General features: G+C 39.1%; 15 protein-coding genes. 7 read left to right on the top strand and 8 right to left on the bottom strand.

Features of this window, described 5'->3' with window-relative positions:
• Positions 1-79 precede the first annotated feature (79 nt).
• Positions 80-541 carry an Lrp/AsnC family transcriptional regulator gene (locus tag B7E04_RS11590; protein WP_062652418.1) on the top strand — a complete coding sequence of 154 codons (462 nt, stop codon included), beginning with the start codon at positions 80-82 and terminating at the stop codon, positions 539-541.
• Positions 542-796: 255 nt separating this feature from the next.
• On the opposite strand, the gene argH is transcribed toward B7E04_RS11590, so the two are convergent.
• The 8 genes from argH to B7E04_RS11550 all read right to left on the bottom strand — a co-directional run bounded on the left by argH (position 797) and on the right by B7E04_RS11550 (position 9,583).
• On the bottom strand, positions 797-2,101 hold the full coding sequence (gene argH / locus B7E04_RS11585; RefSeq protein WP_080778802.1) for an argininosuccinate lyase: 1,305 nt from the start codon (positions 2,099-2,101) through the stop codon (positions 797-799).
• A 250-nt stretch (positions 2,102-2,351) separates the two neighbouring features.
• Positions 2,352-3,431: a M20 family metallo-hydrolase gene (locus B7E04_RS11580; RefSeq protein ID WP_080778801.1), complete on the bottom strand. Its 1,080-nt coding sequence runs from the start codon at positions 3,429-3,431 to the stop codon at positions 2,352-2,354.
• Complete coding sequence (gene argB, locus B7E04_RS11575) at positions 3,409-4,200, bottom strand: acetylglutamate kinase (protein WP_080778800.1); 792 nt, start codon at positions 4,198-4,200, stop codon at positions 3,409-3,411. The genes B7E04_RS11580 and argB overlap by 23 nt, the downstream gene beginning before the upstream one ends.
• A gap of 193 nt (positions 4,201-4,393) precedes the next feature.
• Entirely contained in the window at positions 4,394-5,350 is a 957-nt protein-coding gene (locus B7E04_RS11570; protein WP_080780664.1) for a Rossmann-fold NAD(P)-binding domain-containing protein, read from the bottom strand.
• Positions 5,351-5,542: 192 nt separating this feature from the next.
• Positions 5,543-6,682 (bottom strand): aspartate aminotransferase family protein, encoded by a 1,140-nt coding sequence (locus tag B7E04_RS11565; RefSeq protein ID WP_080778799.1) that lies wholly within the window; start codon positions 6,680-6,682, stop codon positions 5,543-5,545.
• 111 nt (positions 6,683-6,793) lie between these two features.
• Positions 6,794-7,756 carry an N-acetyl-gamma-glutamyl-phosphate reductase gene (gene argC / locus B7E04_RS11560; RefSeq protein WP_080778798.1) on the bottom strand — a complete coding sequence of 321 codons (963 nt, stop codon included), beginning with the start codon at positions 7,754-7,756 and terminating at the stop codon, positions 6,794-6,796.
• Positions 7,757-7,788: 32 nt separating this feature from the next.
• Entirely contained in the window at positions 7,789-9,009 is a 1,221-nt protein-coding gene (argG, locus tag B7E04_RS11555) for an argininosuccinate synthase (RefSeq protein WP_080778797.1), read from the bottom strand.
• Positions 8,978-9,583, bottom strand: a complete 606-nt coding sequence (locus tag B7E04_RS11550; RefSeq protein ID WP_080778796.1) for a GNAT family N-acetyltransferase — start codon at positions 9,581-9,583, stop codon at positions 8,978-8,980. Before B7E04_RS11550 ends, argG begins: the two co-directional genes overlap by 32 nt.
• Before the next feature lie 160 nt (positions 9,584-9,743).
• Between B7E04_RS11550 and B7E04_RS11545 the strand changes: the two genes are divergently transcribed.
• The 6 genes from B7E04_RS11545 (at position 9,744) to B7E04_RS11520 (ending at position 16,640) form a co-directional block, all read left to right on the top strand.
• Positions 9,744-10,160 carry an IS1/IS1595 family N-terminal zinc-binding domain-containing protein gene (locus B7E04_RS11545; RefSeq protein WP_080778795.1) on the top strand — a complete coding sequence of 139 codons (417 nt, stop codon included), beginning with the start codon at positions 9,744-9,746 and terminating at the stop codon, positions 10,158-10,160.
• A gap of 241 nt (positions 10,161-10,401) precedes the next feature.
• Positions 10,402-11,781 (top strand): porin, encoded by a 1,380-nt coding sequence (locus B7E04_RS11540; RefSeq protein ID WP_080778794.1) that lies wholly within the window; start codon positions 10,402-10,404, stop codon positions 11,779-11,781.
• Between the two features lie 48 nt (positions 11,782-11,829).
• Positions 11,830-13,410: an MFS transporter gene (locus B7E04_RS11535; RefSeq protein WP_080778793.1), complete on the top strand. Its 1,581-nt coding sequence runs from the start codon at positions 11,830-11,832 to the stop codon at positions 13,408-13,410.
• 43 nt (positions 13,411-13,453) lie between these two features.
• Complete coding sequence (locus B7E04_RS11530; RefSeq protein WP_080778792.1) at positions 13,454-13,681, top strand: DUF6814 family protein; 228 nt, start codon at positions 13,454-13,456, stop codon at positions 13,679-13,681.
• 69 nt (positions 13,682-13,750) lie between these two features.
• Positions 13,751-13,945: a hypothetical protein gene (locus tag B7E04_RS11525; RefSeq protein ID WP_080780663.1), complete on the top strand. Its 195-nt coding sequence runs from the start codon at positions 13,751-13,753 to the stop codon at positions 13,943-13,945.
• Positions 13,938-16,640: an ATP-binding protein gene (locus B7E04_RS11520; RefSeq protein ID WP_165439493.1), complete on the top strand. Its 2,703-nt coding sequence runs from the start codon at positions 13,938-13,940 to the stop codon at positions 16,638-16,640. The genes B7E04_RS11525 and B7E04_RS11520 overlap by 8 nt, the downstream gene beginning before the upstream one ends.
• Position 16,641: the final 1 nt, after the last annotated feature.

Here is a 16,641-nt window from a genome sequence, read left to right as displayed (position 1 = left end):
TTCAAATAATGAAAACCTTCTTAATCGTTCCTTATTCTCATTTTTAATTGATATTTTTGTTAAAACTCAAACCTACCCTATGGATTTAAAAGACAAAATGATTCTCAGTATCATTCAGGAAGACTCTACTTTATCGGTGAAAGAAATTTCAGAAAAGATAGGTCTTACGTTTACTCCTACTTATGAACGTATAAAACAGCTGGAGAAGCATGGCATTATTGAGAAATATGTGGGTCTTCTGAACCGTGAAAAACTGGGTTTGAATATTGTGGTATACTGTAATGTCCGCCTCAAGGAACAATCCCAGAAAGTACTGGAAACGTTTGAGAAGAACATTATGAAATACGATGAAGTTCAGGAGATCATCAGTCTTTCGGGCGAATATGATTATATGCTTAAGATCATTGCCAAGGATATTAATTCTTATAATGATTTCGCGGTGAATGTGATCTCAAATCTTCCCAATATCGGTCAGTACCATAGTTCTATTGTGCTTCATGAGGTGAAAAAGTCTACTAAATTCAAGATTGATCTTGAGTAATATTTTATTTAAACCATTAAGTTTTTTTAAGTGATTAAGGATAGTTAAGGATTCGCATGCGAATTCTGATAAGCACTTCTTATTTAAAATCTGTAGATTTTCTTAACTTGGCTTAAAACTTCAATACTCTTAATGTTTCAAAATCAATTTAGTTTAAAATTGATCCTGAATAATTTATTTAAATCAAATTAACCCTTTATATTAATATGCTTCGACTCCGCTCAGCATTCTAAGAATCCCTGAAATTGAAAATTATCAACCCAATAATTTATTTTTCAGCTTATTAAACTGATATTCTATTTTATCGAGACATAGATTTCCAATGCTGCCCTGATGGGTATGCTCAAGATTTCCGGGTTCAAACTCAAATTCATTATTTTCAATCTCCTGCCCTACTTTTACATAAGCATCACGGAATGAGCTTCCTTTTTTGACTTCTTCATTGATCTTCTCCACGCTGAAAAGGTATTTATATTTTTCATCTTCCAGAATTCCGTCTTTGACTTCAATATTTGGAAGCGTATAACTTAAAATTTCCAGGCATTCTTTTAATGAATCAATAGCCGGGAAAAGAATTTCTTTCGTCAGCTGAACATCTCTGTGATATCCGGACGGTAAATTATTCGTCAGCAGGATCAGCTCATTCGGTAAGGACTGAATTCTGCCGCACCGTGCACGGACCAGTTCAAAAATATCTGGGTTCTTTTTGTGGGGCATAATGCTGCTTCCGGTTGTAAATTCTTTCGGAAAGCTTATAAAATCGAAATTCTGACTTAAATATAAACATACATCATATGCAAATTTCCCAAGCGTACCTGCCAGCGTGGCCATTGCCATAGACAGCATCTTTTCGGATTTTCCGCGGGTCATCTGCGCATACACAGCATTATAGTTCATCGACTGAAATCCTAAGTTGTAGGTTGTACTTTCACGGTCTATCGGGAAAGATGAGCCGTAACCGGCAGCTGAACCCAGCGGATTTTTGCTGATGATATTCTTCACCGAAAACAACAGTTCAATATCATCCAGCAGTGCTTCTGCATAAGCTCCAAACCATAACCCGAATGAAGACGGCATTGCAATCTGAAGGTGTGTGTAACCCGGTAGCAATACATTTTTATGCTGATCAGCCAGTTTGATCAGGATCTGGAAAAATTCATCAGTCAGAGCAGTAATTTCCCGGACCTCATCCAACAGATACAACTTTATATCCAGCAAAACCTGGTCATTCCGGGATCTTGCCGTATGGATCTTCTTTCCTGTATCCCCCAGCTTTTCAATAAGAATTGATTCAATCTGAGAGTGGATATCTTCCGCTTCTTTATCAATTTCAAAGCTTCCGTTCTGTATATCCTTTAAAATATCTGCTAAAACAGCAAGCATCTGCTCTGATTCCTCTCCGGTAATAATTCCGGTTTCCGCGAGCATTTTGCAATGTGCCATAGAACCTTTAACGTCATATTTTGCTAAACGTTCATCAAAGTCGAGATCTTTACCTACTGTAAATTTGTTGACTAATATATTGGTGGCAAGGTCATCCTTCTGCCATATTTTTTTCATATTTTTTTCTTTTAAAATTTAATTATTTTGACAACTCAGCAGGACGTCCTTATTATTTCTACAAACTTTAAACATTCCACATTTTTAAAGCCTTTCATTTTTAATTTAACTTTTTGCATAAATCTTTATTAAAAATATTCAAACTTCATCGCCTGCTGAGTAAGGCCAAAACATTTGTTAGATACCAGATCTAAGATGTCAGATATCAGACTTTAAAAATCTGATGTCTGAAATCTCACATCTGATGTCTTTATAAAACTTTTTCCAGGATCCTGATATAAATTTCAATTCCTTCTTTTATTTCATCTATATAAATAAATTCATCTGCCGTGTGGGAGCGCCTGCTGTCTCCGGGACCTATTTTAACTGTGGTGCATGGGATAATGGCCTGATCGGAAGATGTGGGTGATCCGTAGGTGGTCCTTCCTGCTTCCAGGCCTGCCTGTACAAACGGATGATCCATTTCTATTTTTGAGGAATTCAACCTGAAAGATCTGGCGTTTAAGGTAGATTTCATCTGTGACTGAATAATCTCAAAGGCTTCTTTATTGGAATATTCATCGGTAACCCTTACATCCAGTGTGAAAGTACAAGCCTCCGGAACCACATTGTGCTGAACTCCGGCATGAATTCCTGATAACGTTACTTTTACTTCGCCTAAATAATCTGAAACCTTAGGAAATCTGAAAGCCAGAATATCCTGCAGGTCTTCCATACATTTTATGATAGCATTGTCATCATTGGGATGTGCGGCATGGGAAGCAGTTCCTTTCATTTCACCGTCAATGACTAACAATCCTTTTTCAGCAATCGCCAGATTCATCTGTGTAGGTTCTCCCACAATGGCAAGGTCTATATTTGGAAGCTGTGGAAATAAGGCTTCAATTCCATCAAATCCGGAGATTTCCTCCTCCGCCGTCAAAGCAATAACAAGATTATATTTTAAATCCTGCCTTTCATAAAAGTGTAAAAAAACCTGAGTCATAGACACCAAAGAAGCGCCGGCGTCATTACTTCCCAATCCGTATAATTTACCATCCTGTTCCACCGGAAGAAACGGATCCAGCGTATAGGCTTTGTTTGGTTTCACTGTATCATGATGGGTATTGAGCAAAATGGAAGGTTTTACTACATCAAAATGTTTATTGACCGCCCAGATATTATTTTTAAAACGTTTTACAGGAACCTGATGTTCTGCAAAGAAGTTTTCAATTTCCACAGAGGTGTTGTATTCATCCTTGCTGAATGAAGGAATGGCAATCAACTTTTTCAGCAATCCGACTGCATTGTTAAATAAATCTTCCTGATCAACAGATTTCAGTTCCTTCATGATGGTTTTCTATATGGTTTTTCAATTGGGTTTCTTTAATTAAGAATACCTTGTTTACATTATTTTTTACGGCACTGAATGCATTTTCAAGTTTGGGAAGAATTCCCTTATGAAGTTTCCCTTCATTTTTCAGATTAGAAAATTCTTCTTCTGAAATTGTTTTGATCAATGACTCAGGATTATCTATATCTTCCAAAACGCCTTCTTTATCAAAACAATACAGCAATTCAACATCATATTTAGAAGACAAAGCCTGTGCAATTACGGAAGCAATAGTATCCGCATTGGTATTGAAAAGATTTCCTTTTTTATCATGGGTAATCGCTGAAAATACCGGAACAAGCTCAAGTTTCATTAATTTCGAGATTAATTTTTTGTTGATGCTTTTCTTCTCAATATCGCCTACAAAACCGAAATCAATTTCTGCGTGTTCTCTTTTTGTAGCTTTGATCAAATTAGCATCTGCTCCCGAAAATCCGATTGCCTTACATTTTTTCTGCTGAAGTTTGGCTACAATATTTTTATTGATGCTACCTGCATACACCATTGAAACAATATCCAATGTATCTTTATCCGTGATCCTCCTTCCGTTAACCATTTTCTGTTCAATGCCCAGTTTATCCGCGAGTGTAGTCGCCAGCTTTCCTCCTCCGTGAACCAGGATCTTTTTCCCCTGAATTCCTGAAAACTGATCAAGAAACTGATCCAGCAGTTCTGTATCATCGATCAGGGAACCTCCTATTTTTATGATGTGTATTTTTTCTTTCATTTTTATGAGGATGGGATTTATCTTAATGTTTCGTTTATTATTTGACAGGATTTTATCCTGCCCTGGGTTAAATCGTTCCTTCGGAACTCTTTATGGGTTTATTTTATCTGACATTTTAATGGAAAAATGGATTCTTTTTATTATTTGACAGGACTTCATCCTGCCCTGGGTTAAGTCGTTCCTTCGGAACTCTTTATGGGTTTATTTCATCTAAAATTTCGCTGAAGACGGCCTGGGCGGAGAAGATCCGGTTTTTTGCCTGCTGGTAGATAATGGAATTTTCGCCATCCATCACCTCATCGCTCAATTCTACATTCCGGCGGACAGGAAGGCAGTGCATTACCTTTGCATGGTTCGTGCTTTTTAATTTTTCTCCGGTCAGCATCCAGTTTTCCTTCACTTCAGGCATCGTTGCATAATCATCAAAAGAGGACCAGTTTTTGACGTAAATAAAATCGGCATCTTTTAATGCTTCCTCCTGATTATGAATCACTTTTGTATCTTTTGTAAATTTTTTATCCAAATCGTACCCCACGGGATTGGTGATAATAAATTCCACATCCATTTCCTGCATCCATTCTGCAAATGAATTTCCCACAGCCTGAGCAATCGGCTTGATATGAGGCGCCCATGTTAAAACAACCTTCGGCTTACGGTCTTCTTTCCAGTTTTCTGTAATGGTAATGCAGTCTGCCAGACTCTGCAGGGGATGACGTGTTGCAGATTCCAAAGAAACCACCGGTACTTTTGCGTGCTGTTCAAACTGGCTCAGAATGCTTTCATTGACATCATCTTCTTTGGATTTCATTCCGGCAAAGCAACGGACAGCAATAATATCACAGTATTGATTCAGTACTTCAATGGCATCCTTGATATGCTCGACGGTATCTCCATTCATGACGGCTCCGTCGGCAAATTCCAGATTCCAGGCTTCCTGTGCAGCATTCAAGGTTACAAAATTTAATCCAAGGTTCTGTGCGGCAATCTGGCTGCTTAAACGGGTTCTTAAACTTGAATTTAAAAATACCAGACCTATGGTTTTCCCTTTTCCTTTTTCTGTTTCGGACTGGGGATTATCTTTTATTTGTAAAGCTTTTTTTATAATGTCCTGTAAGTTTTTTACATCGCTTACAGAGGTGAATTTTTTCATTTGAATTGATTTTAAAGATTTCCTTGCCTGCTGTTTCTGATTTAACTCCAAAAGGCACATTTTTTTAACACTTTAGAACACTTAAGTAAGTTTAGAATTGAACAGCATATTAAATTTCACATTAGAAGAGAAATCAAAGATTTCAAAAAACTCAGCTATATTTCTATTTAATGCTACTGTTTCTTTTATGGCTTAAATTTTTTCCAATACTGTTTTCAAAGCATTGATAAAAAGATCTGTTTCCTCTTTTTTGATCGTAAGAGCCGGAAGGATCCTTAATACATTTTTATCATTGGAATTTCCGGTAAAAATGTGATGGTCAAACAACAGGTTTTTCCTCACTTCCGAACAGTCTCTGTCAAGTTCTATTCCGATCATCAGGCCTTTCCTCCTGATCAGTTGTATATGCGGAAAATCTTTAATTTCCTGTTCTATGTAATGGCCCATTTGCCGGGCGTTTTCTATCAGATTTTCATCTTTCATAACATCAAGAACTGCAATTGCTGCTGCACAAGCCAGATGATTTCCCCCGAAAGTAGTTCCCAGCAAACCACTGCTTGCTTCAAATTTAGGATGAATCAAAACACCGCCAACCGGGAAACCATTTCCCATTCCTTTTGCTGTAGTGATGATATCCGGCTGTATTTCGAACTCCTGATGGGCAAAGAAATAGCCGCTTCTTCCGTAACCAGACTGAACCTCATCTAAAATCAAAACCGCATTAAATTTTTCACACAATTCTTTAATTTTAGATAAAAATTCTGATGTTGGAATCATAATTCCGCCTACGCCCTGAATTCCTTCAATAATGACGGATGAAATTTCATTCCCGTGGGCTTCAAAAGTTTCTTCAAGCTGCCCGATATTATTCCACTCCGATCTGATAAATCTTTCTGAAAAATTAACCGGAGCCACAATTTTCGGGTTATCCGTCACCGAGACAGCGGCAGAAGTTCTTCCGTGAAATGCCCCGGAGAAATACACCACTTTCGTTTTTTCGTTATGAAAAGAGGCCAGCTTCAATGCATTTTCATTGGCTTCAGCCCCTGAGTTGCACAGGAAAAGATTATAATCTTTATATCCTGAAATTTTTCCCAGTTTTTCAGCCAATTCAGTCTGTAACTCATTCTGGACCGAATTGGAGTAGAAAGAAATTTTTTCCAGCTGGTCTTTTAATTTATTTTGATAGTGGGGATGGTTATGACCTATGGAAATCACCGCATGCCCGCCGTAAAAATCTAAATATTTTTCTCCTTTATCATCCCAGAGAAAAGATCCCTGGGCTTTTACAGGATTGATGTTGAATAATGGATATACGTTGAATAAATTCATGTCTTGTTATAAATGATAATTGATAAATGATTAATGATTATTGAGAGGTTTGAACACCCGGTTAAAATTCACAATTAACCTATTCACAATTGACTTACTAATTACACACTTTTAAAACGCTACCGGTTTTAAGTTCAGTCCCAGGTTTTCTTCCCAGCCTATAGCAATATTCATGTTCTGTACGGCCTGTCCGGAAGCTCCTTTCAGCAGATTGTCAATCGCTGAGTGAATAACGGCTACATTTCCACTCTGTTCTATATGAATCACACAGCGATTCGTGTTGACAACCTGTTTTAAGTCAATTGCACTTTCACTCACTTTTACAAAAGATTGATCTCTATAATAATCTTTATACAACTGACTGATATCTGAAAAAATTAAATCCGTTTTTATGGTAGAACTTGTAAAAATCCCTCTTGCAAAATCTCCCCTCCATGGAACAAAATTCAGGCTGACCTCCTGCTCATTGAACAGCACCAGTTGCTGCAGAATCTCTTCCACATGCTGATGGGTAAGGGTTTTATAGGCCGAAATATTATCATTTCTCCATGTGAAATGGGTTGTAGACTGCAAAGACTGCCCGGCACCCGTTGAACCGGTGATTCCTGTAGTGTATATTTCGCTTAATAATCCTTTTTCAGCTAATGGAAGCAAAGCCAACTGAATGGCTGTTGCAAAGCATCCGGGATTGGCAATACTTTTAGCCCCTTTCAGATTCTTTTTATTGATTTCAGGAAGTCCGTAGATAAAATTTCTGTTTCCAAAACAGGCATCTAACCGGAAATCATTTCCCAGATCAATAATCACAGTATCATCCGAAACAGGATTTTGGGTAAGCCAGTTCCTGCTTTCCTTGTGTGGAAGACAGAGAAAAAGAACATCTACCTCTTCCGGCTGATCTGTTAAAACCATCTCACAAACGGCCGTTAAATCCGGGTACAAATCTGAAATTTTTGTCCCCGAATTGGAACGGCTATATAAAAAACTCAATGTAATATTGGGATGAAAAGCCAGCAGACGGACCAATTCGCTTCCAGTGTAGCCGTTGGCGCCTACAATTCCTACTTTTTTCATATTTTTTTAATAGGACTGCATCCTATCTTTTGTTAAATCGTTCCTTTGGAACTGGTTGATACTTTTGAATTGATCTGGTGGTATATGTTTAAGGAATTGCTTACAATCTTTGTATATCCTTTTACATCATCTCCGGTCCAGGCTCTGTTTGCTTCGCCATAGCTTCCGAACTGATCAGACATCAGGTCGTGGTTGGATTCAATTCCATTAAGCACAAACCTGTATGGATAAAGGGTTAAAAATACTTTTCCGGTGACCGTTTTCTGGGAATCACTCAGGAAAGATTCAATATTTCTCATCACTGGATCCAGGAAAAGAGCTTCATGCAGCCAGTTTCCATACCAATCGGAAAGCTGAGACTTCATCATCTGCTGATATTTTGAAAGCGTATGCTTCTCTAATAAATGATGGGCTTTAATGATCACCGATGCTGCGGCAGCTTCAAATCCCACTCTTCCCTTAATTCCGACAATCGTGTCTCCTATATGAATATCACGTCCTATTCCATAAGCAGAAGCCAGTTGTTCTATTTTCTGAATGGTATGAACAGGGTGATCAAAACTTTCACCGTTTACCGCAACAATTTCTCCGTTCTTAAACTCAATTTCCAGTTCTGAAGGCTGGGTTTCTTTGATTTGAGACGGAAAAGCTTCTTCCGGAAGATAATTTCTTGATGTCAGTGTTTCTTTTCCGCCTACTGAAGTTCCCCACAGTCCCTTATTTACGGAATATTGTGCTTTATGAAATTCCATTTCGTAGCCGTGGCTTTTCAGGAATTCAATTTCTTCCTCACGGGATAAGTTCATATCGCGGATCGGAGTGATGATTTCCACTTCAGGGCACATCACCTGAAAAATCAAATCGAAACGAACCTGATCATTACCGGCTCCTGTACTTCCGTGGGCAATAGCATCTGCACCGATCTCAAGGGCATATTTTGCAATTTCCTGGGCCTGAACCGTACGTTCGGCACTTACAGACAAAGGATAGGTATTATTTTTCAGGACATTTCCGAAAATCAGATATTTTACACATGAATTATAATAATCTTCCTGAGCATCCACGCACCTGTAAGTCCTTACCCCAAGATTGAAGGCTTTGTTTTCCAGTTCTTTTTCTTCTTCTTTAGAAAAACCGCCGGTGTTTACAGTAACTGCATATACTTCATATCCCAGTGTTTCACTAAGATATTTTGCGCAGTAAGAGGTATCCAAACCTCCGCTAAATGCTAAGACTACTTTCTTTTTCTCCATTGTACTCATCAATTTCGGACTGCTGAATTTCAGTCCCGTTCGTTGTATTATTGTTTTCCGGAACGAAAAGCATGGCTGTACACAGACAGTTTTTACGTTCCTTTTTCATTAAAATTTCATAGTTCACACAGTTTTTACATCCGCTCCAGAACTCTTCATCCTGGGTAAGTTCAGAGTAGATCACCGGCTTGTACCCCAGATCACTGTTGATCTTCATCACCGCCAGCCCTGTGGTAAGCCCGAACACTTTTGCATCCGGATATTTTTCTCTAGATAACTGAAATACTTTATTCTTGATTAACGTGGCAACTCCCCTGTTCCTGTAATCCGGGGACACAATAAGCCCGGAATTCGCTACAAACTGGCCGTGTGACCAGGTTTCTATATAGCAGAATCCCACCCATTCGCCGTTTTCAGTAGCCACCACAGCATTGCCTTCTGAAATCTTTTTCGTTAAATATTCGATAGAACGTTTTGCGATTCCCGTTCCTCTACGCTGTGCAGAATCATACATTTCCTGCTGTATTTCACTCACATACATCAAATGTTCGCATGAGGAAATTTCTATTTCCATTTATTTATCTAAATTTTTTGGCAAATTTAAAGCATAACATCTTTAATAACCAAATTAAAAAGATAATATTTTTGTTATAAATAAATATACAGGTAATTTTATCTTTAATCAAATATTTAATTTTGCTAATTTATTATATATTTGCTAAAAAGATATACTTATGGAAAACAAATGCCCGAAATGCAGTGGAAATCAGATTGTAAAAAGTGGAGTCATCAAAGAAAAACAGCGTTTTCTCTGCAAAGACTGCAGGTATTATTTCACCGTAAAAAAACTGGGGAAACAGATCGATGACTATTACGTCACCAAAGCGCTTCAGCTCTATCTTGAAGGCTTAAGCTTCCGTGAAATAGAACGTATTATCGGGGTTTCCCATGTCACCATAAGCGCCTGGATCAAAAAATATAACATCACAAGACCTCCCCATTCTGAATTTCATCCGGTATATAAAATCCTTAAACAAAGTGAACTGACTGAATATATATCCAAAGAGGAAAATCTTAAAAATTCAGGACTTATTATCACTCAGTTTGCGGATAAATATATGCTGATTAAATGGGAGAGGTTTAAGAAGTAGTTTTGTGAGAATCAAGAATCAAGATACAAGATATCAGACATCAGATTTCAGACATCAGATGTTAGATTTTAGATAGAAATCTTATACACCAAAACAACTCTACAACACTTTCACTCTCAGACACTCAAACCCTTTCATTTTAAAACTATATACTTACCAATAATATATATTAAATTTTCATAAACAAATTATTAATTCCAATTTGGCTTTCACAAAAAACAACGCCAAAAATTGATAATTTATGAAGAAATTACTTTCATTTATTGGATTAGCCTTAATAAGCGGTTCTTTATATTCACAGGGTTCTCCTGATTATGGAGGCGGATTAAAATTAAACCTCAACCCGGAAGGCGATAAGTTCGTCAGATTTATTTTATGGGACCAGTTCTGGCTCAGAAATACAGAAATGAATCCGGGAAGTATGGTAGCGAATGAAGCCACCGACAATTCCTGGAGCGTGGGAAACAGAAGGTTACGGGCCTTAGCTTATGCGCAAATTTCCAAAAGATATATGATCCTCCTTCACTTCGGGATCAATAATCAGACTTTTATAAACGGAGGAGCAACAGGAACCACAGGAACCGGAGGCTATGGAAACGGTAAGAAAACCCAGCTGTTTTTTCATGACGCATGGAATGAGTATGCAGTTATTTTACCTGGAGAAGCCGGAAAATTCAGTTTATCTTTAGGGGCAGGACTTCATTATTATATGGGACTTTCCCGTATGACCATGGCCTCCACGCTGAATTTCCTTACTTTGGACTCCCCTACTTTTTCGTGGCCGCTGATTGACAATTCAGATCAGTTTGCCCGGCAGCTCGGGATGTTCGCTAAAGGAAAATACGGTAAGCTTGAGTACCGCTTCAGTTTAAACAAGCCGTTTGCTACAGATCTGGCTCCTGTGAACGTAACTGATGCTTCCAGAGCCGCGGCTGTTGACAACAACGGAAACCCGAGCTTCTCAAAAGCTGGTTATGTAGAATATCAGTTCCTTGATCAAGAATCCAATACCCTTCCTTTCAAGGTAGGCTCCTATCTGGGAACAAAAAAGGTTTTCAATGTGGGAGCAGGTTTTTATCACCAGGCTGACGGAACACGAACTTCCGTAAACTCCAATATAGAAAAACATGATATTACCTTACTGGCTGTAGATGCTTTTGCTGATATTCCTCTGGGGAACGCCAAAAACAAAATGGCAGTTTCCGCATACGCAGGGTATTATAATTATAATTTCGGACCCAATTATCTGAGAAACCTGGGGACCATGAATATTGCAGCCTCTGATCCTAATTTTACAGGAAACAAAGCCATTGCAGGTCCCGGTAATTTGCAGCCCATGATAGGAACAGGAAACGTAATCTATGCACAGGCCGGATTACTGCTTCCAAGCGAGGCCGAAAAACCTAAAATCAGGATACAGCCTTTTGCTGCGTACACCCATAAAAATTTTGAAGCTTTTGATAAAGCCTCTTCGCAGTTCGATATAGGGGCCAACTGGTTCCTGGACGGGCATCATGCAAAAATTACGACCCAGTATTCCACCAGACCGGTGTACACCAGTCCTAACGAAAGTCCTTCTTCAAAGGGAGAATTTATTGTGCAGTTCCAGATTTATCTTTAAACACCGGATGAATTTAATATCTTTCCACTAACATCAAAATCAATCAACATGAGCGAAAATCACCACGAAAACTACGAAAACATGACCGACCGGCAGAAAAACCGCACCATATGGAGTGTGATCACGGCTTCTTCCCTCGGCACCCTGATAGAATGGTATGACTTTTATATTTTCGGAAGCTTAGCTATTGTTCTGGCAACCAAATTCTTCCCGGCAGACAACCCTACGGCAGCATTTTTATCTACACTGGCCACATTTGCGGCGGGATTTGTAGTTAGGCCTTTCGGAGCACTGTTCTTTGGAAGACTAGGCGATATTATCGGCAGAAAATATACATTCCTTGTGACTTTGCTGATTATGGGATTCTCCACTTTCCTGATCGGATGTATTCCAAGCTACAAGACCATTGGGTTTTTAGCTCCGGTTTTAGTTTTAATTTTAAGATTATTACAGGGATTAGCACTTGGAGGTGAGTACGGAGGTGCTGCCACCTATGTCGCGGAATATGCACAGCCACACAGGAGAGGTTACTGGACTTCATGGATTCAAACCACTGCAACGGCAGGACTTTTCATTTCACTTATCGTTATTTTAATCACTAAAAACACTCTTTCTGCAGAGGAGTTTGACAATTGGGGATGGAGAGTGCCATTCTGGATCTCGATCCTGATGGTAGGTGTTTCTTATGTGATCCGAAAAAACATGAAAGAATCCCCGCTTTTTGCGAAGGCCAAAAGTGAAGGAAAAACGTCCAAAAACCCATTGAAAGAAAGTTTCGGGAACAAATATAATTTCAAATTCGTTCTTCTGGCCTTATTCGGGGCTGCGATGGGACAGGGAGTGATCTGGTACACGGGACAGTTTTATGCGATGAGCTTCCTGCAAAAGGTCATGAATGTAGAATCTGCACAGGTAGATTCGTTGATGGCCACTGCTTTATTCCTAGGAACGCCTTTCTTCGTGTTTTTCGGATGGCTATCGGATAAAATCGGCCGTAAAGCTGTGATGATGACAGGAATGCTGGTCGCAATTTTAGCATACCGCCCGATCTACGACAGCATGTTCAAAAGTGTCAATCTTGAAAACAAAACTGTAGCAGACAACGGAATTACAGAAAAAAGAACCGCAAAAATCCATGCTGATATCGCAGCCGACAGCCTGGTGACTTTTCATAAGGAAACCCTTTTCACAGACGGAACTTTAATTAAAAAAGACAGTATTGTTCACTGGTCGCCGGCCGGACCTGTCATGAAAGACGGAAAAGCCGAAGAACCAAAAGTTTCGCAGACCGTAAAATTGGCCGACAACACGAAATGGTATCTGATCTTCCTTGTATTTATCCAGGTGATCTTTGTGACCATGGTTTACGGACCTATCGCCGCTTTCCTTGTGGAAATGTTCCCGGTGAGAATCCGGTACACCTCCATGTCTCTGCCTTACCACATCGGAAACGGGGTGTTTGGAGGACTTCTTCCGGCGGTGGCCACTTATCTCGTAACCGTAGGTAAAGATGCTGGACACCCTACATGGTACCTTCAGGGACTTTGGTATCCGATAGGAGTTGCGGCAGTCTGTCTGATCATCGGATTGTTTTATCTGAAAAATAAGAATAATAATATTCATGATTAAATACCGGATCACTTAATTTTTTACTAATTTTAAAACTACTAAAATGAACGGAATCAAAAAAATATTAGGCATACTCTGGATCGCCATTGCACTGGTAGTGGGCTATTTCGGAACTACGGTTCTGGGAATTCCAAAGATCACCTCAGGCAAGCAGGAAGATCTGGTATTCGGGATCATTATCTTATTTGTACTGATGCCGATTATCTCGGGCGGAATGGCAATTTTCGGTTACTACTCGCTGACCGGGGAATATGCAGATGACAAAATATAATTTATAAACGATGAATGATAATTGATGGATGATATTTATTCATCAATTATCATTCATCAATTATCATTTATGAAAAAAAGACACGAACAAAAGCTGGTTATTCTGAGCATCGGACTGATGATGGCTTTCAGCATTCCCATTTCGATGCTTTTCAACAGTGAAAAGGAGGTTTTCGGGTATCCGATGATCCTGATCTACCTGTTCATCGTCTGGATGATCTCCATCATTATCTCTTTTGTAATTGTAAAAAAGTATGATGAGTAGTTTTGCGTTATTTGTCATAGTACTGATCTATCTTGCTCTTTTGTTCCTGGTTGCTCACCTGGCAGAAAAGAAGAAGAGCAAACGGTGGATCAACAATCCTTATATTTACGCATTATCCCTTGCCGTATACTGTACTGCTTGGACTTATTACGGAAGCATTGGCGTTGCAGCCACAAGCGGACTGAATTATCTTCCGATTTACATTGGTCCCATTATGATTATTCCGGCATGGATCTATATCAATACCCGAATTGTAAGAATTTCCAGGGTCAATAAAATCAGCAGCCTGGCCGATTTTATTTCGTTAAGATATGGGAACAGCAGAAGCTTCAGTGCGATCATTACTATTGTCTGTTTACTGGCTATCGTTCCTTATATCGGACTTCAGATCAAAGCGATTTCCGAAACCTTTCACCTGGTTACCGAAACCGCCATGTCCCAAAATATCCTGACAGACAATGCGACTTTTGTAGTTGTTTTAATTGCTTTATTTTCCTCCTATTACGGAACAAGATACGTGGATGCTTCAGAAAAACGTCTGGGAATTATTTCAGCAATTGCCCTGGAGAGCTTTTTAAAGCTTTTCTTTATCATTATTCTGGGGGTATTTGTCATTTATTTCGTATTCGACGGCTTTTCGGATATCTACCAGAAGGCAAGTCAATTTGAAGATTTTAAGGAAAAAAATACGTTTAACGGCATGGAAGGCGCCATGAACTGGATGGTTTTATGTATGATCTCCGCCACCGCTATCTGTATTCTTCCCAGACAGTTTCACACCGCTATCATTGAAAATCGTCAGGAAAAACACATCCGGACAGCCATCTGGTTTTTTCCTCTGTATTTACTGATTTTCACGATATTTATCTTCCCGATCGCATGGGGTGGAAGGCTTATTTTTGACGGACAAAATGTAAATCCTGAGTTCTACTCTATTCTGATTCCTCAATATTTTGACAATACATTAATTACAGTCTTTGTATTCCTTGGCGGACTGAGTTCGTGTATTTCGATGATTATTATTTCAGCCATTACATTGTCCATCATGCTTTCCAATAACCTCATCATTCCATATGGTTTGTTGGGCAAATTCAAGTCTGAAAATGACATTCAGAACACCCGGAATATTACGAACATCCGGAAATTCAGCATATTCGCACTGATAATCATGGCTTTTGTTTTCTACAAATATTTTATTCTGAAAACATCGCTGGACTCGGTGGGACTGATTTCTTTTGTGGTCATTGCACAGCTGGCTCCTTCCTTTTTCGGGGCTATTTTCTGGAGAAGAGGAAGCTATAAAGGTGCTGTGGCAGGGCTTCTTGCGGGGCTGGCCATCTGCTATTTCGGGTTGATTATTCCTCAGTACTATTTCTCTTACAATCAGGAATTCAAAGGCGTGATCCGGGAAATGTATGATGCTTTTTCTTTTTTCAATATTCCTTTTTTAAGCAGAATATCCCAGATCTTTTTCTGGTCGGTTTTTGTGAATACAGCCCTGTTTGCCATTATATCGGTAAGCGTAAAAGGAAATTACCGGGAAAGAAATTTTGCAGAACTGTATGTGGATATCGACAAGTACATCCAAAACCACGAAAATGCTTTCATCTGGCGCGGAACTGCATATATTTCCGATATCAGGAACATTCTTGAAAGGTTTTTGGGTAAAAACAAAACCGAACAGGCGCTGAGGATCTTTAATTTAAAATACAATATCGATTCGAAAACCGAAACTGCAGATTCAAGATTTATCAAATTCTCGGAAAACCTCCTGGCAGGAAGAATCGGAACGGCATCGGCAAAAATCCTTATTGAAGGTGTAACGAAGGAAGATAAAATCTCTTTGAAGGAAGTTCTCAATATTCTTGAGGAATCCAAAGAAAATATCAGCCTCAATAAAAAATTAACGGAACAGTCTGAGGAACTGCAAAAGCTGTCCGACGACCTGAGGACCGCCAATGAAAACCTGATCGTCAAAGACCGCCAGAAAGACGATTTTCTGGACTCCGTTGCCCATGAGCTGAGAACGCCGATCACTGCGATCCGTTCTGCGGGAGAAATTTTAGCGGATGATGATGATATTCCGGCAGATATCAAACGGGAGTTTTTAAATAATATCATCACGGAATCAGACAGGCTGAGCGAAATTATCAATGACATTCTCTATCTGGACAAACTGGAACACGGGGAAATCGCTTTAAATATCAGCGAAAATAATATACTGGAAACCTTTAAAAAGGCTTTAAATCCTCTACTCCACCTGATTCAGCAAAAAAACATTCACCTGAGTGAGGTCAATCTTCTGAACAGAACTATATTTGAATATGATGAGCCGAGAATAATCCAGCTGTTCCAGAATATCCTTGCGAATGCTTTGAAGTTTACAGATGAACAGGGAACGATCCAAACCAAAATGACTGATAAGGAAGATCGATTAATCCTCTCCATTTTCAATACCGGAAGACACATTCCTGAAGAAGACCTGGAAATGATTTTTGATAAATTCTATCAGTCCAAAAACCAGAATATTTTAAAACCTTCAGGAAGCGGTCTCGGACTGGCTATTTCCAGAAAGATCGTACAAGCACACCATGGAACGATAACTGCGGAAAACAGCGGTCTTGGCGTAACTTTTACCATAAGCATTCCTGTACGTATACAAGAGAATAAAAATGAAGTTGAACAAAACCAATAAC

The sequence above is a fragment of the Chryseobacterium phocaeense genome (assembly GCF_900169075.1).
Classification (GTDB): Bacteria; Bacteroidota; Bacteroidia; order Flavobacteriales; family Weeksellaceae; genus Chryseobacterium; species Chryseobacterium phocaeense.
The sequence above is the reverse complement of the archived record's forward strand: the minus strand, read 5'-3'. Positions and strand labels throughout refer to the sequence as shown.